The 23,250-nt window shown below is 68.0% G+C and carries 23 protein-coding genes; 12 read left to right on the forward strand and 11 right to left on the reverse strand.

What is annotated here, in order from left to right; translation table 11 throughout:
- Positions 1 to 40: 40 nt before the first annotated feature.
- From dgcA to QMX82_RS00470, 6 genes are all read left to right on the forward strand, one after another.
- Positions 41 to 2,101 (forward strand): dimethylglycine demethylation protein DgcA, encoded by a 2,061-nt coding sequence (dgcA, locus tag QMX82_RS00445; RefSeq protein WP_280310302.1) that lies wholly within the window; start codon positions 41 to 43, stop codon positions 2,099 to 2,101.
- Positions 2,102 to 2,284: 183 nt separating this feature from the next.
- Entirely contained in the window at positions 2,285 to 4,276 is a 1,992-nt protein-coding gene (dgcB, locus tag QMX82_RS00450; RefSeq protein ID WP_282280826.1) for a dimethylglycine demethylation protein DgcB, read from the forward strand.
- A 163-nt stretch (positions 4,277 to 4,439) separates the two neighbouring features.
- Positions 4,440 to 5,675 carry an electron transfer flavoprotein subunit alpha gene (gene etfA, locus QMX82_RS00455; RefSeq protein ID WP_282280827.1) on the forward strand — a complete coding sequence of 412 codons (1,236 nt, stop codon included), beginning with the start codon at positions 4,440 to 4,442 and terminating at the stop codon, positions 5,673 to 5,675.
- Positions 5,665 to 6,465 carry an electron transfer flavoprotein subunit beta gene (gene etfB / locus QMX82_RS00460; RefSeq protein WP_442969362.1) on the forward strand — a complete coding sequence of 267 codons (801 nt, stop codon included), beginning with the start codon at positions 5,665 to 5,667 and terminating at the stop codon, positions 6,463 to 6,465. The genes etfA and etfB overlap by 11 nt, the downstream gene beginning before the upstream one ends.
- A 190-nt stretch (positions 6,466 to 6,655) precedes the next feature.
- Positions 6,656 to 6,910 carry a FitA-like ribbon-helix-helix domain-containing protein gene (locus QMX82_RS00465; protein ID WP_280310309.1) on the forward strand — a complete coding sequence of 85 codons (255 nt, stop codon included), beginning with the start codon at positions 6,656 to 6,658 and terminating at the stop codon, positions 6,908 to 6,910.
- On the forward strand, positions 6,907 to 7,326 hold the full coding sequence (locus tag QMX82_RS00470; RefSeq protein ID WP_280310310.1) for a type II toxin-antitoxin system VapC family toxin: 420 nt from the start codon (positions 6,907 to 6,909) through the stop codon (positions 7,324 to 7,326). The genes QMX82_RS00465 and QMX82_RS00470 overlap by 4 nt, the downstream gene beginning before the upstream one ends.
- Positions 7,327 to 7,512: 186 nt before the next feature.
- Here QMX82_RS00470 and polA read toward each other — a convergent pair whose 3' ends face one another.
- Positions 7,513 to 10,260 carry a DNA polymerase I gene (polA, locus tag QMX82_RS00475; protein WP_282280828.1) on the reverse strand — a complete coding sequence of 916 codons (2,748 nt, stop codon included), beginning with the start codon at positions 10,258 to 10,260 and terminating at the stop codon, positions 7,513 to 7,515.
- A gap of 111 nt (positions 10,261 to 10,371) precedes the next feature.
- Between polA and QMX82_RS00480 the strand changes: the two genes are divergently transcribed.
- Both QMX82_RS00480 and QMX82_RS00485 read left to right on the forward strand, forming a co-directional pair.
- The gene (locus QMX82_RS00480; protein WP_027597317.1) at positions 10,372 to 10,662 is read left to right on the forward strand and encodes a DUF2782 domain-containing protein; all 291 of its coding nucleotides are present in this window, start codon (positions 10,372 to 10,374) and stop codon (positions 10,660 to 10,662) included.
- A gap of 62 nt (positions 10,663 to 10,724) precedes the next feature.
- Positions 10,725 to 11,678: a homoserine kinase gene (locus tag QMX82_RS00485; protein ID WP_282280829.1), complete on the forward strand. Its 954-nt coding sequence runs from the start codon at positions 10,725 to 10,727 to the stop codon at positions 11,676 to 11,678.
- A gap of 31 nt (positions 11,679 to 11,709) precedes the next feature.
- On the opposite strand, the gene QMX82_RS00490 is transcribed toward QMX82_RS00485, so the two are convergent.
- From QMX82_RS00490 to QMX82_RS00535, 10 genes are all read right to left on the reverse strand, one after another.
- Positions 11,710 to 12,042 carry a hypothetical protein gene (locus QMX82_RS00490; protein WP_187980667.1) on the reverse strand — a complete coding sequence of 111 codons (333 nt, stop codon included), beginning with the start codon at positions 12,040 to 12,042 and terminating at the stop codon, positions 11,710 to 11,712.
- Entirely contained in the window at positions 12,039 to 12,959 is a 921-nt protein-coding gene (locus QMX82_RS00495; protein WP_282280830.1) for a hypothetical protein, read from the reverse strand. Before QMX82_RS00495 ends, QMX82_RS00490 begins: the two co-directional genes overlap by 4 nt.
- A 23-nt stretch (positions 12,960 to 12,982) precedes the next feature.
- The gene (locus tag QMX82_RS00500) at positions 12,983 to 13,429 is read right to left on the reverse strand and encodes a curli fiber surface-exposed nucleator CsgB (RefSeq protein WP_252977224.1); all 447 of its coding nucleotides are present in this window, start codon (positions 13,427 to 13,429) and stop codon (positions 12,983 to 12,985) included.
- 108 nt (positions 13,430 to 13,537) lie between these two features.
- On the reverse strand, positions 13,538 to 14,377 hold the full coding sequence (locus QMX82_RS00505) for a CsgG/HfaB family protein (RefSeq protein WP_017641598.1): 840 nt from the start codon (positions 14,375 to 14,377) through the stop codon (positions 13,538 to 13,540).
- A 15-nt stretch (positions 14,378 to 14,392) separates the two neighbouring features.
- A complete protein-coding gene (locus QMX82_RS00510; RefSeq protein ID WP_208693433.1) occupies positions 14,393 to 14,800 on the reverse strand; it encodes a curli assembly protein CsgF in 408 nt (135 codons plus the stop codon).
- On the reverse strand, positions 14,797 to 15,180 hold the full coding sequence (gene csgE / locus QMX82_RS00515; RefSeq protein ID WP_133860331.1) for a curli production assembly/transport protein CsgE: 384 nt from the start codon (positions 15,178 to 15,180) through the stop codon (positions 14,797 to 14,799). The genes QMX82_RS00510 and csgE overlap by 4 nt, the downstream gene beginning before the upstream one ends.
- Positions 15,177 to 15,797, reverse strand: a complete 621-nt coding sequence (locus QMX82_RS00520; protein ID WP_252977223.1) for a helix-turn-helix transcriptional regulator — start codon at positions 15,795 to 15,797, stop codon at positions 15,177 to 15,179. The genes csgE and QMX82_RS00520 overlap by 4 nt, the downstream gene beginning before the upstream one ends.
- Before the next feature lie 227 nt (positions 15,798 to 16,024).
- On the reverse strand, positions 16,025 to 17,035 hold the full coding sequence (locus QMX82_RS00525) for an SIS domain-containing protein (protein WP_282280877.1): 1,011 nt from the start codon (positions 17,033 to 17,035) through the stop codon (positions 16,025 to 16,027).
- An 86-nt stretch (positions 17,036 to 17,121) separates the two neighbouring features.
- Positions 17,122 to 18,558, reverse strand: coding sequence for a sigma-54-dependent transcriptional regulator (locus QMX82_RS00530; protein ID WP_282280831.1), 1,437 nt, complete (start codon positions 18,556 to 18,558; stop codon positions 17,122 to 17,124).
- 29 nt (positions 18,559 to 18,587) lie between these two features.
- Positions 18,588 to 20,402 carry a sensor histidine kinase gene (locus QMX82_RS00535; protein ID WP_282280832.1) on the reverse strand — a complete coding sequence of 605 codons (1,815 nt, stop codon included), beginning with the start codon at positions 20,400 to 20,402 and terminating at the stop codon, positions 18,588 to 18,590.
- A gap of 199 nt (positions 20,403 to 20,601) precedes the next feature.
- Here QMX82_RS00535 and QMX82_RS00540 point away from each other — a divergent pair, with 199 nt between their 5' ends.
- The 4 genes from QMX82_RS00540 (at position 20,602) to QMX82_RS00555 (ending at position 23,069) form a co-directional block, all read left to right on the forward strand.
- A complete protein-coding gene (locus QMX82_RS00540; RefSeq protein ID WP_282280833.1) occupies positions 20,602 to 20,799 on the forward strand; it encodes a hypothetical protein in 198 nt (65 codons plus the stop codon).
- A 70-nt stretch (positions 20,800 to 20,869) separates the two neighbouring features.
- A complete protein-coding gene (locus QMX82_RS00545; protein WP_208693436.1) occupies positions 20,870 to 21,118 on the forward strand; it encodes a hypothetical protein in 249 nt (82 codons plus the stop codon).
- A gap of 108 nt (positions 21,119 to 21,226) precedes the next feature.
- On the forward strand, positions 21,227 to 22,558 hold the full coding sequence (hglS, locus tag QMX82_RS00550) for a 2-oxoadipate dioxygenase/decarboxylase HglS (RefSeq protein ID WP_282280834.1): 1,332 nt from the start codon (positions 21,227 to 21,229) through the stop codon (positions 22,556 to 22,558).
- Between the two features lie 61 nt (positions 22,559 to 22,619).
- A complete protein-coding gene (locus tag QMX82_RS00555; RefSeq protein ID WP_282280835.1) occupies positions 22,620 to 23,069 on the forward strand; it encodes an Lrp/AsnC family transcriptional regulator in 450 nt (149 codons plus the stop codon).
- Positions 23,070 to 23,250: the final 181 nt, after the last annotated feature.

Here is a 23,250-nt window from a genome sequence, read left to right on the forward strand (position 1 = left end):
GCGGCTCAAGACCGCGCACCAGCCGATCGAGGAGAAGGTCATGGCCTTCGAAGCAATGTTCCAGCCGATCCAGATCGGCAAGCTCACCATCCGCAACCGCGTACTCTCCACGGCCCATGCCGAGGTCTATGCCACCGACGGCGGCATGACCACCGAGAGATACGTCAAGTATTACGAAGAGAAGGCCAAGGGCGGCATCGGCCTGGCCATCTGCGGGGGTTCCTCGGTGGTCGCCATCGACAGCCCGCAGCACTGGTGGAGTTCGGTCAACCTCTCCACCGACCGCATCATTCCGCACTTCCAGAATCTGGCCGACGCCATGCACAAGCACGGCGCCAAGATCATGATCCAGATCACCCACATGGGGCGCCGTTCGCGCTGGGACGGCGGCCACTGGCCGACCCTGATGTCGCCGTCGGGCATCCGCGAGCCCGTGCACCGCGCCACCTGCAAGACCATCGAGCCGGAAGAGATCTGGCGGGTGATCGGCAACTTCGCCCAGGCCGCGCGCCGGGCCAAGGCCGGCGGCCTGGACGGCGTCGAGCTGTCCGCCGTGCACCAGCACATGATCGACCAGTTCTGGTCGCCGCGGGTCAACAAGCGCACCGACGAATGGGGCGGCAGCTTCGAGAACCGCATGAGATTCGGCATGGAGGTGCTCAAGGCCGTGCGCGCCGAGGTCGGTGACGACTTCTGCGTCGGCATGCGCATCACCGGCGACGAATTCCACCCGGACGGTCTGTCCCACGACGACATGAAGCAGATCGCCAAGTACTACAGCGACACCGGCATGCTCGACTTCATCGGTGTGGTCGGCTCCGGTTGCGACACCCACAACACCCTGGCCAACGTCATCCCCAACATGACCTATCCGCCGGAGCCCTTCCTGCACCTGGCGGCGGGCATCAAGGAAGTGGTCAACGTGCCGGTGCTGCACGCCCAGAACATCAAGGACCCGAACCAGGCCACCCGCATCCTGGAGGGCGGCTACGTCGACATGGTCGGCATGACCCGCGCCCACATCGCCGATCCGCACCTGATCACCAAGATCAAGATGGGCCAGATCGACCAGATCCGTCAGTGCGTCGGCGCCAACTACTGCATCGACCGCCAGTACAACGGCCTGGACGTGCTGTGCATCCAGAACGCCGCCACCAGCCGCGAATACATGGGCCTGCCGCACATCATCGAGAAGTCCACCGGGCCCAAGCGCAAGGTGGTCATCGTCGGCGGCGGTCCGGCCGGCATGGAGGCCGCGCGCGTCTCCGCCGAGCGTGGCCATGACGTCACCCTGTTCGAGAAGCAGGAGCAACTTGGCGGCCAGATCACCCTGGCCTCCCGCGCGCCGCAGCGCGACCAGATCGCCGGCATCACCCGCTGGTACCAGCTGGAGCTGACGCGTCTGGGCATCGACCTGCGCCTGGGCACCGCTGCCGATCCGGCGACCATCCTCGACCTGCGCCCGGACATCGTCATCCTGGCCAACGGCGGTCACCCCTTCCTGGAGCAGGTCGACCACTGGCATGCCGCCGAGGGCCTGGTCGTCAGCAGCTGGGACATCCTCTCGGGCAAGGTCGAGCCGGGCAAGAATGTGCTGGTGTACGACACCATCTGCGAATTCACCGGGATGTCGGTGGCCGACTACCTGGCCGACAAGGGCGCCCAGGTCGAGATCGTCACCGACGACATCAAGCCGGGCGTGGCCATTGGCGGGACCACCTTCCCGACCTACTACCGCAGCCTCTATCCCAAGGAAGTGATCATGACCGGCGACCTGATGCTGGAAAAGGTCTACGCCGAGGGCGACAAGAAGATCGCGGTACTGGAGAACGAATACACCGGCGCCCGCGAGGAGCGCGTGGTCGACCAGATCGTCATCGAGAACGGCGTGCGCCCGGACGAGGGCCTTTACTACGCCCTCAAGGAAGACTCGCGCAACAAGGGCCAGATGGACATCGAGGCGCTGTTCGCCATCGAGCCGCAGCCGGCGCTCGGTGAGACCGGCAACGGCTACCTGCTCTACCGGATCGGCGACTGCGTGGCCCAGCGCAACACCCACGCCGCCATCTACGACGCCCTGCGCCTGTGCAAGGACTTCTAAGACACGCCCCGTGAGGGTTCGCAACGTCCGGTCGGCACGGACAGCCCCCTCTCCCTGAGGGAGAGGGCGGGGGTGAGGGGCCTCGCTGACGCCTTGGCGTGAACGTGGGCTCCCCCTCTCGGCTTTCTCCCCAGGGAGAGGGGGTGATCCGCAGCCACCCGAGGTCCCGTAGGGAGACCCGCAATGCTCAGTACCATCCTCCCCATCCTGCTCTTCGCCGCCCTGGCCCTCACCGTGATCGGCGCCGTGCGCCGCTTCAGCCTCTGGCGACAGGGGCGTCCGGCCGAGGTCGACTGGCTGGGCGGGCTGCTGAAGATGCCGCGGCGCTACCTGGTGGATCTGCACCACGTGGTCGACCGCGACAAGTACATCTCCAAGACCCACGTGGCCACCGCGGGCGGTTTCGTCCTGGCGGCGCTCTTGGCCATCCTGGTGCACGGCTTCGGCCTGCACAGCCGCATCCTCGGCTGGGCGCTGCTGGCCGCCACCGCCTGCATGTTCACCGGTGCCCTGTTCGTCGCCAAGCGTCGCCGGAACCCGCCGGCGCGGCTGTCCAAGGGCCCCTGGATGCGCCTGCCCAAGAGCCTGCTGGCCTTTGCCGCGAGCTTCTTCATCGCCACCCTGCCGGTCGCCGGCATCCTGCCGCCGGACTTCGGTGGCTGGATTCTGGCCGCGGTGCTGGCGGTCGGTGTGGCCTGGGGCGTGTCCGAGCTGTTCCTCGGCATGACCTGGGGCGGTCCCATCAAGCACGCCTTCGCCGGCGCCCTGCACCTGGCCTGGCACCGCCGCGCCGAGCGCTTCAGCACCCCGCACAACGCCAGCGCCGCCCGCTCCAGCGGCCTCAAGGCGCTGGACCTGCACGATCCCAAGGCGCCGCTGGGCGTGGAAAAGCCCGCCGACTTCACCTGGAACCAGCTGCTCGGCTTCGACGCCTGCGTCCAGTGCGGTCGCTGCGAGGCCATGTGCCCGGCCTTCGCCGCCGGCCAGCCGCTCAACCCCAAGAAGCTGATCCAGGACATGGTGGTCGGCCTCAAGGGCGGCAGCGATGCCCGCTACTTCGGCTCGCCCTATCCCGGCCAGCCGGTCGGCGAGCACGCCGGCGGTCCGCACCTGCCCATCGTCGCCCGTCAGGGCAAGGCCCTGGTGGACGCCGAGACCCTCTGGTCCTGCACCACCTGCCGTGCCTGCGTCGAGGAGTGCCCGATGATGATCGAGCACGTCGATGCCATCGTTGACATGCGCCGGCACCTGACCCTGGAACGCGGCGAGACGCCGAACAAGGGCGCCGAGGTGCTGGAAAATCTCATCGCCACCGACAACCCCGGCGGCTTCGCCCCTGGTGGCCGCCTGAACTGGGCCGCCGACCTGGACCTGCCGCTGATGCAGGACAAGGGCCAGGCCGAGGTGCTGTTCTGGGTCGGCGACGGCGCCTTCGACATGCGCAACCAGCGCACCCTGCGCGCCTTCGTCAAGGTGCTCAAGGCGGCCAAGGTGGACTTCGCCGTGCTCGGTCTGGAAGAACGCGACAGCGGTGACGTGGCCCGCCGTCTGGGCGACGAGGCGACCTTCCAGCAACTGGCCAGGCGCAACATCGAGACCCTGGGCAAGTATCGCTTCCAGACCATCGTCTCCTGCGATCCCCACAGCTTCCACATGCTCAAGAACGAATACGGCGAACTGGGTGGCCACTACCAGGTGCAGCACCACAGCACCTTCATCGAGACCCTGCTCAGCCGCGGCACCCTGCACCTGGGCCAGCACGCCCTGGCCGAGCAGGGCGCCACCATCACCTATCACGATCCCTGCTACCTGGGCCGCTACAACGGCGAGTACGAGGCGCCGCGCGCGGTGCTCAAGGCGCTGGGCATCTCGGTTAAGGAGATGGAGCGTTCCGGCTTCCGTTCGCGCTGCTGCGGCGGTGGCGGCGGCGCGCCGATCACCGACATTCCCGGCAAGCAGCGGATTCCCGACATGCGCATGGCCGACATCCAGGAAACCGGCGCCGAGCTGGTGGCCGTGGGCTGCCCCCAGTGCACCCTGATGCTGGAAGGCGTGGTCGCCCCGCGCCCGGAGATCAAGGACATCGCCGAGCTGGTGGCCGAGGCCATCGTCGAGGCACCGGTGGACAGCAAGCCGGCCGCCGCACGGCGGCCGGTCGCGGAGGCGCTGTCGTGAGTGGGTTTGGTAGCCCCCTCACCCTAGCCCTCTCCCTGAGGGGAGAGGGGACGATCAGGTGTGCCAGACAAGTCCCGGTGTTCACCGCTTTTACCCCCTCTCCCCTCAGGGGTGAGGGGCCCACCGCGCACCTCACCTGCCATTTTCAAACGGAGCGCCCAGCATGAGCATCATTCGTCGCGACCCGCGCCGCGAGTGGATCGCGCGCAACCGCCTGCATCCGCTGCATGCGAGCATCGCCAGCAGCGCCGATGCCGAAAGCCGCTGGATGGGGCCCAACGGCCTGGTCCGCAAGAATCCCCACGCCGCGGCCGTCGGTTTCGTCGGCCCCCAGGGCGTCAAGCGTATCGACCGCAGCGGCGCCCAGCAGGGCGGCGGCCGTCGTGGCGCCGCCCAGGCGGTGGAAGAACAGCTGCCGCTGCACCGGATCGCCGAACCGGCCTTCTACATCGCCGTGGTGCCGGATCTGGTCAGTGGTCGCCTGACCGCCCATGACCGTGACCTGCTGGGCCTGGCCCGGCAACTGGCCGGCGCCGAGGGCGCCGTGCTGGCCGTGGTCTTTGGCGAGGTCAAGGAAACGGCCTTCGATACCGCCGGGGTGGATCGCCTGCTGCATCTGGAAGGCGAGCAATTCCAGGGCTATGCCCCCGAACAGCGGGTGCTGGCGCTGCGTGCGGTGAACAATGAACTGCAGCCGCGTCACTGGCTGCTGCCCGACAGCCGCAGTGGTGGCGGCGAACTGGGTCGGCGCCTGGGCGCTGCTCTGCACGAGCGCCCCGCCACCCGCGTCTGGCAGGTCAAGGACAGCCTGGTCATTGGCCGTGCCGGGGCCGGTCGCCAGGATCTGCAGCAGCCGCTGCCGCGGCTGGTCCTGACTCTGCCGGAATGCGCGGAGCCGGTCGGCGAGACCCGCCACGAGGTCCTGCCGGTAACCCTGAGCGGCAACATCGCCCGCCACCTGCCGCGTATCGAGGACCTCGGTCCGGTCGCTGTCGACCCCATGCAGATTCCCCTGGCCGAGGCCGAATTCATCCTCTCCGGTGGCAACGGCATCCGCGACTGGGATCTCTTCCACAGCACCGCCGCGCTGCTGGGCGCCACCGAGGGCGCCTCGCGGGTGGCGGTGGACGACGGCCATATGCCGCGCAACCGCCAAGTCGGCGCCACGGGCACCTGGGTCACCGCCCGGGTCTATCTGGCCGTGGGCATCTCCGGCGCCGTGCAGCACCTGCAGGGCATCGCCAGTTGCGACAAGGTCATCGCCATCAACACCAATCCGGGCTGCGACATGGTCAAGCGTGCCGATCTTTCGGTGATCGGCAACGGTGACGCCATCCTGGCCGCCCTGGCGCGGCTGGTCGAACAACAGCGGGCAGGGGAGTTGCAGGATGTCGCCTGAGCAGAAGCTGCCGTCGCTGGACGGCGTCAAGGTCGTGGCCCTGGTGTCCGTTGGCGCCCATCCCACTTCCGGGCGTGCCCGGCGGGCGGAACAGGATGCCCGCGCCGTCGAACTGGGCCTGCGCCTGGTGGGCGACAAGCTGCGCGTCCTGCACGCCGGTGATCCCGCCGAAGAGGCCCTGCGCGGTTATCTGGGCATGGGCGTGCCGGCCCTGCACGTACTGGAACAACCGGCGGGTGCCGATGCCTTGCCAGCCCTCGGTGAGACCCTGCGCGAGGTCGGTGCCGGCCTGGTACTGACCGGCAGCCAGGCGGAAACCGGCGAAGGTTCGGGTCTGCTGCCCTATCTGCTGGCCGAGACCCTCGGCTGGCCGCTGGTGGTCGGCCTCGCTGCGGTGGAAGCCGTGGAAGGTGGCCAGGCCACGGTGCTCCAGGCCCTGCCGCGCGGTCAGCGCCGGCGGCTGCGGGTACGGCTGCCCTTCGTCGCCAGCGTCGACAGCGCCGCCCCGGCGCCGCGGCAAAGCGCCTTCGGCCCGGCCCGGCGAGGCGAGCTGCAGGTGGAGACCACCGAGATCGTGCAGGACAGCCTGTTCGACAACGGCGAATTGCAGCCCGCAAAGGTGCGTCCCAAGCGCCTCAAGGTGATCAAGGCCAAGACCGCCGCCGACCGCTTCAAGGCCGCCACGGCCAAGGCCTCCGGCGACGGCGGCCAGGTCCTCAAGGACCTGACCCCGGAAGCGGCAGCCGCCGCCATCTTCAAGGTATTGCGCGAGGAAGGCGTGGTGCGCTGAGGCTTCAGCACACTCCGAAACCAACCCCCTCTCCCTCAGGGAGAGGGCTGGAGTGAGGGCGCCTTTGGCAACCAGTTTCCCAGTAGAAAAGGCTAGGCCGTTTGGCACGCCAAGCTGCTGACGACCTTGCGCTCGGGCAGGCGGCGAACTAGCATGAGTGCTATGCAGGCAAAATTGTGGAGTGCATGCAATGGCTCAGTTGACCATCCGCGGACTACCGGAAGAAGTCGATCGCGCGCTTCGCGCTCAGGCGGCTCGACACGGGCGGAGCATGGAGGCCGAGGTCAGACTCATCCTTCGCCAAGCCTTGATTTTGCCAACCGAGACGCCAATGGGAGAAGCCATGGCCGCTATCTGGCGCCAATCCGGGATCACTGACGAAGAGCAGGCTTTCCTCGAGGGTACGCGTGATCGTCGCCCCCATGAGCCAATGTCATTCAAATGATTCTGCTCGATACCAACGTCGTTTCCGAGACGATGAGGCCAACTCCCTCGCCCCAGGTCATCGCTTGGTTGGATCGCCAGGCACCGACCACCCTGTATCTCTCGACGATCACCGTTGCCGAATTGCAATATGGTATCGCCTGCCTGCCCAATAGCCGACGGCGCGACCTGTTGCAGCAAGGGGTAGACGCCTTGATCCAGCTCTATGAGGGCCGGATTCTGAGTTTCGATCTGGCTGCTGCCCGCCGCTATGCCGATTTGGCCGCGCAAGCTCGCCAGCGTGGCCGTGGCTTTCCCTTGCCTGATTCCTACATAGGCGCGATTGCAGCGGTCAGCAAATTCAAGGTCGCCACTCGCGACGAAGCGCCTTACCTCGCCGCGGGTCTCAGCATCGTCAATCCCTGGAACGCGGCATAACGCCTCGCTGTTGAAGGCAAGTGACAGTAAGCCATAAGCGTCTCGCAGCGAGACCCTGGGCGTCGAGACTCAGGAGTCCAGCAGGACAGTGGAAAAGGCTACGCCGTTTTCCACGCGACCGAGGGTGGCAGGACCCGTAGGTTGGGCTGAGCCTGCGAAGCCCAACGATCCAACCTCCAGCGCCCGTCAGTGCGCCTCGTCCCAGTTACCACCTACCCCCGATTCCACCAGCAGCGGCACGTCCAGCTCGCCGGCACCGCTCATCAGCGGTAGCAGGCCCTCGCGCAGACGCTCCACCTGGTCTTCGCGGACCTCCAGCACCAGTTCGTCGTGTACCTGCAGGATCACCCGGGCGTCCAGCTCCGGGGTCGACTGCAGCCAGCCATCCACGGCGATCATGGCGCGCTTGATGATGTCCGCCGCGGTGCCCTGCATGGGCGCGTTGATCGCCGCCCGCTCGGCGGCGCGACGCAGGCCCTGGTTCTTGGAGTGGATGTCCGGCAGGTACAGCCGGCGGCCATAGAGGGTCTCCACGTAGCCCTGGTCCACCACTTGGGCGCGGGTACGCTCCATGTAGGCCAGCACGCCGGGATAACGCTGGAAATAGCGATCGATATAGGCCTGGGCCTCGGCCCGGCCGACGCCGATCTGCTTGGCCAGGCCGAAGGCGCTCATGCCGTAGATCAGGCCGAAGTTGATGGCCTTGGCGCGGCGGCGATCCTCGTTGCTGACCTCTTCCAGCGGCACACCCATCACCTCGGCGGCAGTGGCGCGGTGCACGTCCAGGTCGTTCTGGAAGGCGTGCAGCAGGCCTTCGTCCTGGGCCAGGTGAGCCATGATGCGCAACTCGATCTGCGAATAGTCCGCCGCCAGCAGGCGATAGCCTTTCGGCGCGACGAAGGCCTGGCGGATGCGCCGGCCCTCGGCGGTACGGATCGGGATGTTCTGCAGATTCGGGTCGCTGGAAGACAGCCGGCCGGTCGCCGTCACCGCCTGGTGGTAGCTGGTATGGATACGGCCGGTACGCGGATTGATCTGCTGCGGCAGCTTGTCGGTGTAGGTGCTCTTGAGCTTGCTCATCTGCCGGTACTGCATCAGCACCTTGGGCAGCGGGAAGTCCTGGTCGGCCAGTTCCTGCAGCACCGCCTCGGCGGTGGAAGGTTGGCCGGAGGCGGTCTTGCTGACCACCGGCAGGCCCAGCTTGACGAAGAGGATCTCGCCCAGCTGCTTGGGCGAACCCAGGTTGAATTCCTGGCCGGCCAGTTCATAGGCCTCCTTTTCCAGGGCGATCATCTTCTCGCCCAGCTCGCGGCTCTGCACCCCGAGCAGCGCCGAATCCACCAGGGCGCCGTTGCGCTCGATGCGCGCCAGCGGCGGCACCAGCGGCATCTCGATGTCGCGCAGGACCCCAGCCAGGCCGGGGATGGCTTCCAGCCTGGGCCAGAGCGTCTCGTGCAGGCGCAGGGTGACGTCGGCATCCTCGGCGGCATAGGGCCCGGCCTGCTCGATGGCGATCTGGTCGAAGGTCAGCTGCTTGGCGCCCTTGCCGGCGATGTCCTCGAAGCGGATGGTGCTGTGGCCCAGGTACTTGAGCGCCAGGCTGTCCATGTCGTGACGGGTGGCCGTGGCGTCCAGCACATAGGATTCGAGCATGGTGTCGAAGGCGATGCCCTGGATCGTGATGCCGTAGCGGGTCAGCACATTGAGGTCGTACTTGCCGTGCTGCATGACCTTGAGCTTAGCCGGGTCCTCCAGCAGCGGCTTGAGCGCGGCCAGCACCGGCTCCAATGCGAGCTGGGTCGGCGCGCCCATGTAGCTGTGGGCCAGCGGCACATAGGCGGCCTGGCCCGGCGCCACGGCAAAGGACAACCCTACCAGCTCGGCCCGCTGGGCATCGACGCTGGTGGTCTCGGTGTCGAAGGCGAAGCGGTCGGCGGCCTGCAGGCGTGCCAGCCAGGCGTCGAAGTCGGCCTGCTCCAGCACGGTGTCGTAGTGGGTTTCTACCTGGGTGGTGGCGGCATCCTCGGCCAGCGGCAGGGGAGCGCCCTGGCGCTTGGTGTCGCGGATCAGGTCATCCAGCCAGGACTTGAATTCCAGTTCCTGGTAGAGCGCCATCAGGGCTTCCACATGGGGCTCGCCGACTTTGAGTTCGTCGAAGGTCAGTTCCAGCGGCACGTCCAGCTTGATGGTCGCCAGCTGGTAGGACAGGTAGGCCTGCTCGCGATGCTGATCCAGCTTGGCGGCCAGCGACTTGGCGCCGCGCAGGGGCAGGGCGGCTACCGCGTCGAGGTTGGCGTAGAGGGTATCCAGGCCACCGCCGATGCCGTTGAGCAAGCCGGCGGCGGTCTTCTCGCCCACCCCGGGTACCCCGGGGATGTTGTCGATCTTGTCGCCCATCAGCGCCAGGTAGTCGATGATCAGCTCGGGGCCGACGCCGAACTTGGTCCTGACCCCTTCCACGTCCAGTACGCTGCCGCTCATGGTGTTGACCAGGGTGACATAGGGGCAGACCAGCTGGGCCATGTCCTTGTCGCCGGTGGAGATCACCACCGGGCGCTCGGCGCTGGCGCAATGACGAGCGAGGGTGCCGATGACGTCGTCGGCTTCGACCCCTTCGACGGCCAGCAGCGGCAGGCCCAGGGCGCGGATGCAGGCGTGCAGCGGCTCGACCTGGCCGCGCAGGTCGTCGGGCATGGCCGGGCGCTGGGCCTTGTAGTCGGCGAAGAGTTCGTCGCGGAAGGTCGGGCCCTTGGCGTCGAAGACCACCGCGAAGAGGCTGTCCGGATACTGGCGGCGCAGCGAGAGCAGCATGTTGAGCACGCCCTTCACCGCGCCGGTCGGCTTGCCGGTGGAGGTCATCAGCGGCGGCAGGGCATGGAAGGCGCGATAGAGATAGGAGGAACCGTCCACCAGGACGAGAGGGGCGTGGCTCATGGTCTAAACCTTTGTCGTGGCGTGTGCGGCGTCTGTCCGGCCAGTCTCGACGACAACTGGGCCGGGTTCTAGAATCGACCACTCGCTCCGTTCAAAAGGTCAAAGGTTACCATGGGTGCTCGTCGCTTCCTCTTCGCCGCGTTGCTGCTGGCGCCGCTGGTCCAGGCCGCAGAACCGCTGCCACCGGGGGAAAAGCCCCTGCCTGACGAGATCAAGGTGATCCGCTACCAGGCCGGCGACCAGACCATCGAGGAGACGCGCATCCGCGGGGTGCTGCAATCCACCCGGGTAATCCCCAAGCATGGCGCGCCCTACGAGCTGGTGCCCGCCGATGGCAGCAGCACCGCCGCCAACGACAAGCCGACCCTGCACGTCCCCAGCTGGCGCCTGTTCAGCTGGTAGGCGCAAGGCGCCTGGACCGGTAAACTGCGCGCCGCTCGCACATTCCTCCGCCAGGCCCTGTCATGTCCGTCTTCACGCCCCTCGATCGTCCCACCCTCGAAGCCTTTCTCGCGCCCTATGGTTTGGGCCGGCTGCGGGATTTCCGGGGCATCGCCGAGGGCTCGGAAAACACCAACTACTTCATCAGCCTGGAAGGCGGCGAATTCGTCCTGACCCTGGTGGAGCGCGGTCCGGTGGCGGAGATGCCGTTCTTCATCGAACTGCTCGACGTCCTCCACGACGCCGACCTGCCGGTGCCCTATGCGGTGCGCACCCAGGATGGCCAGGCCCTGCGCCAGCTGGCCGGCAAGCCGGCGCTGCTGCAACCGCGCCTGGCCGGCCGCCACGAGCGTGCGCCCAATCCCCATCATTGCGGCGAAGTCGGCCACCTGCTGGGCCATCTGCACCGGGCCACCGCCGGCGAGCGCCGCATCGAGCGCGCCAGTGATCGCGGCCTGGCCTGGATGCTGGCCGAAGGCGAGCGCCTGGCGCCGGGCCTGGATGCCTCGGCCCGGCCGCTGCTGGAGCGCACCCTGGGGGAGATCCGCGCGTTGCTGAGCGAGCAGCCGCCGTTGCCCGAGGCCAATCTGCACGGCGACCTGTTCCGCGACAATGTGATGTTCGACGGCCCCCGGCTGTCGGGCGTCATCGACTTCTACAATGCCAGTTCTGGCTGGATGCTCTATGACCTCGCCATCACGGTGAACGACTGGTGCTCCACCGAGAGCGGCGCGCTGGACCTGCCGCGCGCTCGGGCGCTGCTGGCGGCCTATGCCGCCGATCGTCACTTCACGCCGCGCGAAGCCGAGCTGTGGCCGGTGCTGCTGCGCGTCGCCTGCGTGCGTTTCTGGCTGTCACGACTGATCGCCGCCCAGGCCTTTGCCGGCCAGGACGTGCTGATTCACGACCCGGCCGAATTCCAGCAGCGCCTGGCGGCGCGGCAGCAGACCCCGCTGGAATTGCCGCTGACCCTGTAGCCCAGGTTCCACGTGGAACCTTTGCGCTGAGCTACAGCTGCAGCCGTCGCTCGATGACAGGCTGCGCCTGCCCCTGCCGCTGCCAACTCAGCGTCGCCTCGATCAGACTGCCCGGTGCGGCGCCCAGGCGCGTGGTGACCGGGCAACCGTCACCCCTAGCCGCGCCGGCCTGACGGGTGCGGGCGACACCACCCGGTCCGTGCAATTCGATGACGAGTTCGTAGCTCAGGGGTGTGTCTTCGCCGGTAAAGCACAGCTGTACCTGAGCGCCCGCCGGTTGCGGCTGCAACTCCAGACGGGCGCTGGCCGCGGCGCCGCCCGCCAGGGGCAGGAGGGCCGCGAGCAGCCAGGTGGCGCGCGTCACCGCTGGTTGATGGTGGCGCTGTTGCCGAAGCCGCTCTGCGAGATCCGCGCGCTGTCGTTGAAGCCGTTGAAGTTGGCCGAGGTCTGCAGGATGCTCGCGCGGTTGCTGTCGCCGACCTGGCTGACGCTGGCCGTGCTGATGGCGCTGGTGACGCCGAGACGCGCCTCGTTGCCGTTGCCGCTCTGGACGATGCTGGTCTGGTTGCTGTCACCCTGGACGGTGACGCTGGCCAGGTTGTCGTCGCCGGTGGAGCTGCCGCTGAAGCGATTGCCGCGGCCGGCCTGGTCGACGTTCAGGGTGTTGCGATTGCCGTCCTGGGTAAAGGTCAGTTCGTTGAACTTGCCGGAGGAGAGCACCGTGGCGACATTGGCCTGGCCACGCTGGGTCAGCTCCACGGTGTCGACCGAGTAGCCCTGCTGGGTCAGGTCGATGCGGTTGTCGGTGCCGGACTGGGCGAGGGTGGCCGTCACGGCATCGCCGCTCTGGTCGACACGCACCTGGTTGTTGTCGCCGTTCTGCTCCAGGGTCAGCTGGGCGCTGGAGGCCGACTGGACCAGGGTGCCGCTGTTGCTGCCCACGGAGCTGATGGTGGCCTGGTTGCCGAAGCCGTCCTGGGCCAGGCTATGGACGCTGCTGCCGCCTTCCTGGCGCAGGGTCGCCACGTTACCCTGGGCATAGCCGTAGATGTCGCCGCCCTGGGTGATGGTGGCGCTGCTGGCGCCGGTCTGGACCACGCTGATCGCGTTGCCTTCGCCCTGCAGCTGATAGAGGGACGCGCTATTGCCGGCGCCGCTCTGGTCCAGGGTGAGGGTGCCGCTGGTGCCGTCCTGCTGGACGAGGGCGGTGCTGTTCTGGGCGAGGGCGTTGGTGGCCACGAGGGCCAGCGTCAGGGCGGCCAGGGGCCTGAGTAGAAACATCTGTCTGATCTCCATGAGTGCCATCAGCGGTACTGACGTACCACCGTGTTCTGGTTGCTTCCGTACTGGACGATGCGGCTGGACAGGCCCGAGCCGTGCTGTTCGATGCGTGCGTTGCCCTGGACGCCGAGTTGCAGGATGTCGGCCTGGTTGCCGCTGCCGACCTGCTCGATGCGTGCGACGTTGCCGTAGCCGCCCTGGAGGATGACCGCGCTCAGTTCCGTTCCATCCTGCAGGATGCGGGCTTCCTGGGCGGCGCCGCTCTGGGCCACCTGGGCGCGCAGCGCAGTGCCGCGCTGGTCGATGAGCGCCTGGTTGCCTACGCCGAGCTGGCGGATGACGGCGTCGCGCCCGGCCGCTGGGGCCTGACCCAGGTCGCCGGTCTCCATGAGATCGGCGGCCGACGCCAGGGTGTCCAGGCCGAGTGCCAGGGCGAGGACCACGGCCAGGCCGCGGGTTGGGCTGCGCATCTCTGTCACCGTCATTGCCTAAGATTCTCCGCCTGGCATTGTCCGGAGCCGCCTGGCCCATCGCTATCGCTCCAGGGAGCGAATCCCGCGGGGCCGGCGGCTTAATCCCTAGCGCCGGGTCGGCTCCAGGTACTTGGTCAGCGCCGGATCCCGCGGATCGCGACCGTCGGCCACCAGCCACAGGCGCCGCTCCACGCCCTGGGCGACCAGATGGGCGACCGCCGCCTCGATGGCCGAGAGCACGCACAGCTGCGCCGGCTCGTTGGTGGTGTAGCCGGACTCGGCTTCGAGCAGCTTCTTGAATTCGATGAATTTGAAGACCCCGGCCTGGCGCCCGATGGAATAGATGGTCTTAGAGGTCATGACATTGGCCAGCACCCGACCGCTGCGGGTATCGATGGCACGCAGATTGACCGTGACCTGATCCACCCGGTACTCCTCGGACAGGCCAATGCCCAGGTAGCGGGCTCCTTCGCCGCCGCTGCGGACGTTGGTGTCGTAGGCCACCACGCCGCCTTCGAGCAGCAGGTTGGCCGCCTGCAGCGACGGCAGCGCCTGCTGCAGATTCTCCGGCAGGTCCGGCTTGTTCTGGGTGGCACGGATGATCTTGCGTTCGGTCAGCAGATTCTGCAGGCCCTCGCGTTCGAGCACCACGAACCAGCCACTGGCCTGCAGGGCGTCCACCAGCATGCTGCCGGCGCCCTGGGTCACGGCGGTGGAAAAGGAGCTGGCCGGATTGGGCTTGTACTGCCCGGTCTGGTCGCGGAAGCCGTAGACGGCGGCCACCAGCGGACCCTTGGGTGGCGGCAGCGCCAGCAGGTCATAGTAGGTGGAGGCGCGCGGCGTCAGGGTCGGGGCGGCGTTCTGTTCGGCGGGCATGGGGTCGCGCACGCAGCCGGTCAGGACGAGGGCGGCGGTCAGGGCCGCCGCCAGGGAAAAGGCGTTCATGGCAGGCATCCGTGCTCAGGGTTGGTTGAAGCCGTTGACGGAGATTTCCGAAATCTCCCCGGTCCCGCGGTCGGTGATCTGCACGGTCAGGTTGCCGGAATCGTCGACGATGTTGACGATGAACTGGTCGGTGGACAGCGTGCCCGAGTTGCCGTCCTTGATGTCGGTCAGCACCTGGGACAGCAGCCGCGATTCCAGCTGGCTGGTGAAGCGTTCCAGGGGCGACTGGCTGCTGGCGCTGCTGCGCAGGTCGGGATCCTTGTGGCGATCCTGGGCGGTGGCGTTGTTCAGCAGGTAGGTGCCATTGAGCGGATTGCCGCCAAAGGACGGATTCACCGGCGAGTAGACCAGCTCGGTCGCCATGGCCGGGGCGACGCCCAGAGTGCAGAGCAGGGGCAGGGCCTTCCAGGCGTGCGCGTTCATAACTCGTCCTTATCCATGTCGAAAGTGTCCTGCAGCAGATTTTCCAGGCGCCGGCGGGTGATGCCCTCGTGGACCTGGTCCGCCGCGGCGTAGGCGGCATCCTTGAGTTCGCTGTTGTTCGGCGGAATGAACTGCCGGTAGAGCAGCCGCTGCTCGTACTCGACCCAGACCAGGCTGCCCCAGCGCGCCGAAGGCCGTTCGCGCACCACCAGGTTGAAGTCCAGGTCGGTGGTATCGGTCAGGCGGTCGGCGAAGTGGCGATAGAAGTCGTGGCCGAAGCGGGAGATGGTGTTGTCCACCAGCAGTCCCTGGATCAGCTCGCCCTCGGCCCGCAGCGGTCCGGCCAGCAGCAGGCCGAGCAGCAGCCAGGCTGCCTTCATCCCGGCAGGTCCTGCCCGGCATGGAAGCGCAGCGCCGCCTCGGCGCGATTGGCCGCGCCGGTCTTGCGCAGCAGGTTGTGCATGTGGCTCTTGACCGTGTGGGTGCTCAGGCACAGCGCCTCGCCGATGGCGGCGTTGGACAGCCCGCGCCCGACCAGCCGGAGGATCTCCCGCTCGCGCCGGGTCAGGCCGTCGGCGGCGATGCTGGGGCGCTCGCGGGAGCGCCGCAGCAGGTGGGCGAGGATGGCGCGGGGCAGCCAGTCCTCGCCGGCCAGCAGTGCGCCCAGCCCCTGCAGCAGCTGGTCGCGGCTGGCCTGGGGGGCGAACACGCCCTGGATGGCGGGAAAGCGCTCGACCCAGGGCAGGGCCTGCTCGAGGCTGGCGTTGAGAAAGGCCACGGTGACCGCCGGCGCCAGGCTTTCCAGCCAGCGCTCCAGTGGCGCCTCGGGCACGCTGCCGAGATCGACCAGCACCAGGCTGGTCTCGCCGGCCGCTTCCAGCTCGCGGGCGCAGCTGAGCTCGATGCCGTGGCGTTCTTCGAGAAAGGGTTTGAGCAGTTCTGCCAGGAGGACGTTTCTCGTCGTCAGGCAGACCTTGCTCGCAGGTATCGCGCGCATGTCCATATGGGCTGTCTCATCATCCGTTGCGCGAACGCTGAGACAAATCGCCGGGGGCGACAAGAAAAAACTGACCGATTTCCAGCGACTTACCGGCTCTGTGGACCGCTTGGCAGATTACCCGTCGACCAGCCGTCGGCGGCTAGCTCCAAAGACTTAGCTCTTTGGATGGAGCGGGTAATCCAGGCGCTCTGCAAGCGGCAGCGCCTGGACGAGCGATCGCCGCCTCAGCGGGTGAGGGTGACCTTGCGCAGGTGGCGCGGCTGGTCCGGGTCCTGGCCCCTGGCCTCGGCCAGCAGTGCGGCCAGGCGATAGAAGCTCTGGATCGCCAGCAGGCCGTCCAGGTCCGGATGACCGGCGACGGCGAGGGGCAGGTCGCGCTCGGCGATCTCGTCCGGCGCGGCCAGCAGCACCCGCGCACCGCGTGCGCGCAGGTCCCGCGCCAGTTGCAGCAGACCGGCCTGTTCGGGGCCGCGCAGGGCAAAGATCAGCAGCGGATAGCCACGCTCCACCAGCGCCAGGGGACCGTGCTGCAATTCCGCGCCGCTGAAGGCCTCGCCCTGCAGCGCCGAGGTTTCCTTGAGCTTGAGCGCGGCCTCCTGGGCGATGGCGAAGCCCGGCCCGCGGCCGACCACCATGCAGCGCTCGGCGTCGCGCAGGACGGTCAGGGCCGGCGCCCAGCTCAGTTCGGCGGCGCGATCCAGGGCCTCGGGCAAGGCGACTCCAGCGGCAAGCAGGGTCTCGTCCTGCTGCCAGTGGGCGATCAGCCGGGCGGCGGCGGCCAGGGTGGCGATGAAGCTCTTGGTGGCGGCGACGCTGCGCTCGGGACCGGCCTGCACACCGATGGCATGGCGGCAGGCCAGGGCCAGCGGCGAGTCGATCTCGTTGACCAGGGCCGCGGTGCGGGCGCCGTAGCGATCCAGGGCGGACAGCGTCTCGATCAGGTCGGGACTGCGTCCGGACTGGGAAAAGCCCAGGGCGAGCTGGCCTTCGACCCGTAGCGGCGCCTGGCGCAGGGTCACCAGCGAGGGCGGCAGGGACAGCACCGGCAGCCCCAGGTGGGCCATCGCCAGGTAGGCGAAATAACTGGCCGCATGGTCCGAGCTGCCACGCGCCACGGTCAGCGCCAGCTGTGGCGGATTGGCCCTGAGGTCGTCGGCCAGGGCCGCCAGGGCCTGGTCGATGGTCGCCAGTTGGCGGGCGACCGCCGCGCCACTGGCGGCGGCTTCTGCGAGCATGAGCGAGGTCAAGAAGGTCTCCTTGGGCGTACGCCTAAGTCTCGCACTCTGCCACTCCTGGACAGGCGCGACCAGCCGACCTTGGCCTAGTCGCCTTCGTCCGCCGCACCGCCGGTGAATTGCAGGTCGTGCTTGCGCAGCTTGTCGGAGAGCGTCTTGCGCGGCAGGCCGAGGGCTTCGGCCAGGCTGCGCAGGGAGGCGTGGGGCCGGGCCAGTTCGCGCTGGATGAGTTCGCGCTCGAAGGCCTCGACCTGTTCGCCCAGCCCGGCGGCCTGGGCTGCCGCGGCGGGCGCCGCCAGCAACGGGGCCGCGGCCACGGGCGGCGCCGTCATGGGCGCCAGGGGCGCATAGGCGCTGTTGTCCAGCGCCAGCTCCAGCCCCAGGGCGAAGCGCTCGGCGGCGTTCTGCAATTCGCGCACGTTGCCCGGCCAGCTGTGGGCGATGAGGGCTGCGCGCTGCTCGGCATCGGCTTCGCGCAACGGCGTGCCATGGCGCTGGGCGGCGGCCAGGGCGAAGTGGCGGAACAGCGGCAGGATGTCTTCGCTGCGCTCGCGCAGGGCGGGAATGCGCAGGGTGGCGACATTGAGCCGGTAGTAGAGGTCGGCGCGGAAGCGACCCTGGTCGGCGGCCTGGCGCAGGTCTTCCTTGGTGGCGGCGACCACCCGGATATCCAGCGGGATCTGCTGGTTGGAGCCGAGGCGTTCGACCTTGCGCTCCTGCAGCAGGCGCAGCAGCTTGACCTGGACATCCAGGCTCATGCTCTCGATCTCGTCGAGGAAGAGGGTGCCGCCGCTGGCGTATTCGAACTTGCCGATGCGTCTTTTCTGGGCGCCGGTGAAGGCGCCCTGTTCATGGCCGAAGAGTTCGCTCTCCACCACGGATTCGGCCAGGGCGCCGGCGTTGATGGCGACGAAGGGGCCGTCGCGACGATTCGACAGGTCGTGCAGGGCGCGGGCCACCACCTCCTTGCCGGCGCCCGTCTCGCCATGAATGAGCACATCGGCCTGGGTCGCGGCAAGGGCGCCGATCTGGTCGCGCAGCCGGGCCATGCCCGGGGTCTGGCCGATCAGCCGGGTCTGGAGTTCATGACGCTCGGCGAGGGCCAGGCGCAGGCTGCGGTTTTCCAGCACCAGGTGGCGGGCGCCCAGGGCGCGGCGCACGCTGTCGATCAGCGCATCGTTGGCGAAGGGCTTTTCCAGGAAGTCATAGGCGCCGGCGCGCATGGCCTGCACCGCCAGGGGCACGTCGCCGTGGCCGGTGATCAGCACCACCGGCAATTCGGCGTCACGCTGGTGCAGCTGGGCCAGCAACTCCAGGCCATCGATGCCGGGCATGCGGATGTCGCTGACCACCACGCCGGGCCAGTCGCGCACGGCCGCCAGCTCCAGCTCGCGGGCATCGGCCAGGGTCGTCACCTTGAAACCGGCCAGGTCCAGGGTCTGGCTCAGCGCCAGGCGCAGGTGGGCGTCGTCGTCGATCAGCAGGATCTGGCTGGCGGGATCGAAGGGGGGCAGGGCACTCATGACTGGGACCTAAGGTAGAGGGCTGACGGTCAACCGCGGACTTCTTCCTGGGGCACCGAGGCGACCCCCGGCTTGCCGTGCAGCAGATAGAGACGTACCTCGGCGCCACCGTCGCCATGGTTGGACAGGTGCAGGTGGCCACCGAGGGTCCGCAACAGGTTATCGCAGATCGCCAGGCCCAGGCCGAGGCCCTGGGCGGTGGCCTTGGTGGTGAAGAAGGGTTCGTGGGCGCGGGCCAGGGCCTCGCTGGAAAAGCCCGGACCGTTGTCTCTCAGGATCAGGGTCACGCCGCGCTCGTCGATGCTGGTGGTCAGCCACAGCCGGCGGGTGCTGGTCTTTTCCGCGAGGGCGTCGAGGGCATTGCTCAGCAGGTTGCTGATGATCTGCCGCAGGCGGGTTTCGCCGGCCTGCACCCACAGCGGCGCATCGGGCAGGTCGCGAATCAGCTCCACCTGCATGGCCCGGCGCCGCGCGGCGACCAGCGCCAGGGCGTCTTCCAGGGCGCCCTGCAGCACCACGCTCTCCGGCGCACGGCGGGCGCCACGGGCATAGGCCTTGAGGTGGGCGATGATGTTGGCCATCCGCGTGGTCAGCTCGCCGATCAGCTTGAGATTGCCGCGGGCATCGTCCAGCCGATCGTGGTCGAGCAATACGACGGCGTTTTCCGTGTAGCTGCGGATGGCCGCCAGCGGCTGGTTGAGTTCGTGGCTGATGCTGGCCGACATGGTCCCCAGCGCCGACAGCTTGCCGGCCTGCACGGCTTCGTCCTGGGCGCGCATGAGTTCGCGCTGGGCCTGCTCGCGGTCGTGCACCTCCTGCTGCAGCCGCGCGTTGAGCGTCTGCAGGTCGCGGGTGCGCTCCTCCACGTTCAGCTCCAGGTCACGCTTGGCCCGGGCATCCAGCGCCAGGCGCTCGATGAAGTGGCGCCGTCTCAAGGTCATGACCACCAGCAACAGCAGCAGCGCCAGTAGGGTGGCCGCGCCGACGTAGAGGGCACTGCGCACCTGGCGCTCGACCATTTCCCGCGGCGCCAGGATCCGCGCGTTCCAGCCGACCTCGTCGAGGTTGCGGGTCTGGGTCAGCCAATCGCCGGGCACCAGGGTCAGGGGCGCCGGATTGGTGGTGGGGTAGGGCCGGTTGGCATTGACCTGCTCGCGCTGGCGCTCGTCCAGCGGATGGGTGGCGCGAAAGCGCCAGGCGTCATGGGAGGTCAGGATGACCACGCCCAGGTCATCGGTGACCAGCAGTTGCTCGGGCGCATTGCCCCAGAGCTTTTCCGCGCTGTCCAGGTCGACCTTGACCACCACCACGCCAATGGCCCGCGTGCCATCGCGCACGGCGGCGGCGAAATAGTAGCCGCGCTTGCTGGAGGTGGTGCCGAGACCGAAGAAGCGCCCCGGCTGGCCCTGCATGGCCGCCTTGTAATAGGGCCGGAAGGAGAAGTCGCGACCGACGAAGCTGTCCGCCTGGCGATAGTTGGAGCTGGCCAGGCAGGTACCGTCGTCCTGCATCAGGTAGATGACGTCCGCCCCGGTGCGCTGGCGGATGTCTTCCAGCATCTGGCTGGCGGCGTCCTGGGCCGTGCTGTCGCCCTGGCCTTCCAGGGCATGGCGCAGCACCGGCAGATCGCCCAGCAGGTCCGGCAGCACCTCGTAGCGCCGCAGCGTGCCCAGCAGGTTGGCGACATAGAGATCCAGGGTCTGGCCGTTCTGCTCGCCCAGTTGCGCCTCGTAATAGTGCTGGGCCGCGTAGCGCAGCGGAATCAGCAGCAGCGTCAGACCCAGGGCCAGCAGCAGCAGGCTGCTCCAGCGGGGGCGCTTGGGAAGGTGAGGACTCTTGGGCATGCGCGGCTACGATCAGGGGGGCGTCCCGGCATTATGCCCAAGCCGGGACCCTGGCGAAGAGGTCGTCAGACTGTTAACGCCTTGGCAGTCGATTGAAATATCTTGTTACCAATGGCCCTGGCTGTGGACGAGGACACGGATTTGCCGGGCGAAAGGCGGCTAACTGAACCTGCAATCAGCCACCGAAGGAGTGACTTCCATGAAAAGCACCACCCTCTGCCTGACCCTCGCCGGCCTGCTGGCCACCTCTGCCGCCTTCGCCCAGACGGCGCCCGCCGATCCGGCCACGCCGCCTGCCGCGACCAGCAGCCCGGCCAAGACCGGCAAGCAGGCCACCACCCACCACAAGAAGGTGGCGCACAAGAAGGTCCACAAGACCAGCACCAGCGGTAGCTGATCCGCGGTGCGGCACCTCCCTGCGCGGGAGGTGCCTAAAGGGGAGTGAATCCGTCCAGAGGAGTCCTCCCATGCGCACGCTTCCCCTGCTTCCCGCCCTGATCCTGGGCCTCGGCCTGTCCGGCGCCGCCCTGGCCCAGACCAGCCCGACCAATCCCCCGGCCACCCCCGCGCGGCCCGATCCCACCAGCACCCATGGCATGGAGAAAGCGCCCAGCACCGGCGTCGGCGCGGCCGACAACGGCTCCAGCGGCGGTTCGGGCAGCAATACCGGCGCCGATCATGTGAAGAAGCCCAAGACCCAGCACAAGGATCACTAGGGCAGTCCGCCCATTCCCCCGGGGAATGATCCAATGAGCAAAGATCGCTTGAGCAGCCCGCGCGGGCATGTCGAAATCGGCTTCTAGCCTGAGCCAGGAGCTGCTCCCATGACCGCCGCGTCGCTGCTTTCCCCGGATCTGATCCGCACCCGCTTTTCCCAGGCCATGTCGGCGATGTATCGCCAGGAGGTGCCCCAGTACGGCACCCTGCTGGAACTGGTCGCCGAGGTGAACGCCGGACAGCCGGGCTTCGCCGGGGATTCCGCGGAGCGCCTGGATCTGGAGCGCCACGGTGCCATCCGCGTCGGCACCGCCGCCGAGCTGGCCACCCTGCGCCGCCTGTTCGCCGTGATGGGCATGCGGCCGGTCGGCTATTACGACCTCAGCGTGGCCGGAGTGCCGGTGCATTCCACCGCCTTCCGCCCGGTCGCGCCGGCCGCCCTGCAGGTCAATCCGTTTCGCGTCTTCACCTCACTGCTGCGCCTGGAGCTGATCGAAGACGCCGAGCTGCGCCAGTTGGCCGAAAGGGTGCTGAACGAGCGCCGCATCTTCACCCCGGGCGCGCTGGAACTGATCGAGCGCGCCGAGGCCCAGGGCGGGCTGACGGGTGCGGAAGCCGATGCCTTCGTCCAGGAAGCCCTGGAGACCTTTCGCTGGCACCGCGAGGCCAATGTCGACGCCAGCCTCTATAAGCGCCTGCACGACGCCCATCGACTGATCGCCGACGTGGTCTGTTTCAAGGGCCCGCACATCAACCACCTGACCCCGCGAACCCTCGACATCGACGCCGTCCAGGCGCGGATGCCCGCCCGTGGCATCGCACCCAAGGAAACCATCGAAGGCCCGCCCCGCCGCCAGTGCCCCATCCTGCTGCGCCAGACCAGCTTCAAGGCGCTGGAAGAACCCATCCTGTTCCAGGGCGAGGTGCAGGGGTCGCACACGGCGCGCTTCGGCGAAATTGAACAGCGCGGTATCGCCCTCACGCCGGCCGGTCGCCAGCGCTACGACGAACTGCTGCAGGAGGTCCGCCAGCGCAGCAAGGCGGCCGGCAGTGACTACGCAACGGTCTTGGCCGAGGTGTTCCAGGCGCTGCCCGACAACTGGGACGAGCTGCGCCGCCAGGGCCTGGCCTGGTTCCGCTATCGCGCCGTATCCGGCAGCCAAGCGGCTAGCGATAGCCGCGATCCCGACGCCCTGATCGCCGCCGGCCAGCTCCTCGCCGATCCCATCACCTACGAAGACTTCCTGCCGGTCAGCGCCGCGGGCATCTTCCAGTCCAACCTGGGTGCCGGCAGCCAGCAGGAATACCAGAGCGGCGGCAATCGCGCCGCCTTCGAGGCCGCCCTGGGCGCGCCGGTGCTCGACGAGATGGCGCTGTACGAGCGCCAGCAGCGCGAATCCCTGGACGCCGCCCTGGCTGCCCTTGGCCGCCCCGCCTAGAATGACGGCTTCCGCGTCGGTGGCCTCTGCCCCCGACGTCCGCCCCTGGCAGGCAGCCACGATGTTCACCAAACTCGATCCGACCGACTGGCAGCTCATTCACCTGCTGCAGCAGAACGCCCGCGCCTCCAACGCCACCTTGGCCCGCCAGCTGGGCCTGGCGCGCACCACGGTGGTCACCCGCCTGGCGCGCCTGGAGCGCGACGGCATCATCCAGGGCTACGGCCTGCGCCTGGGCTCCGAACTGGAACAGGCCGCCGTGCGCGCCTACTGCGCCATCAGCGTCCTGCCGCGCAGCACCGCCGGCGTCATCCGCGCCCTGGAAAAGATGGTCGAGGTCGAGGAAGTCTCCTCGGTCAGCGGCCAGTTCGACTACCTGGCCTTCCTGCGCTGCACCACCCACGAAAAGCTCGACGAACTGCTCGACCGCATCGGTAATCTGGAGGGGGTCAAGCAGACCCAGACGTCGATCATCCTGAATCGGAAGATCGACCGGCGCAATGGCACTTAACGACCTTTTCATAATCAGGTGGGAATGATATCGGTAGTTCGCGGACGGTCTGGTTTGGTGTCAGCTCATTTAGGTGTACTACGACAGTTCACTGCTGGTATCTGCGGTGTTTTTCCTGTAGGCATCTAGCGCCCAGTGAACGCTAGATTATGGTGCCCAAGGCCACCTGTCGGAATCGTGA

The organism is Pseudomonas sp. PS02302, assembly GCF_029959585.1.
Taxonomy (GTDB): Bacteria; Pseudomonadota; Gammaproteobacteria; order Pseudomonadales; family Pseudomonadaceae; genus Chryseomonas; species Chryseomonas aestiva.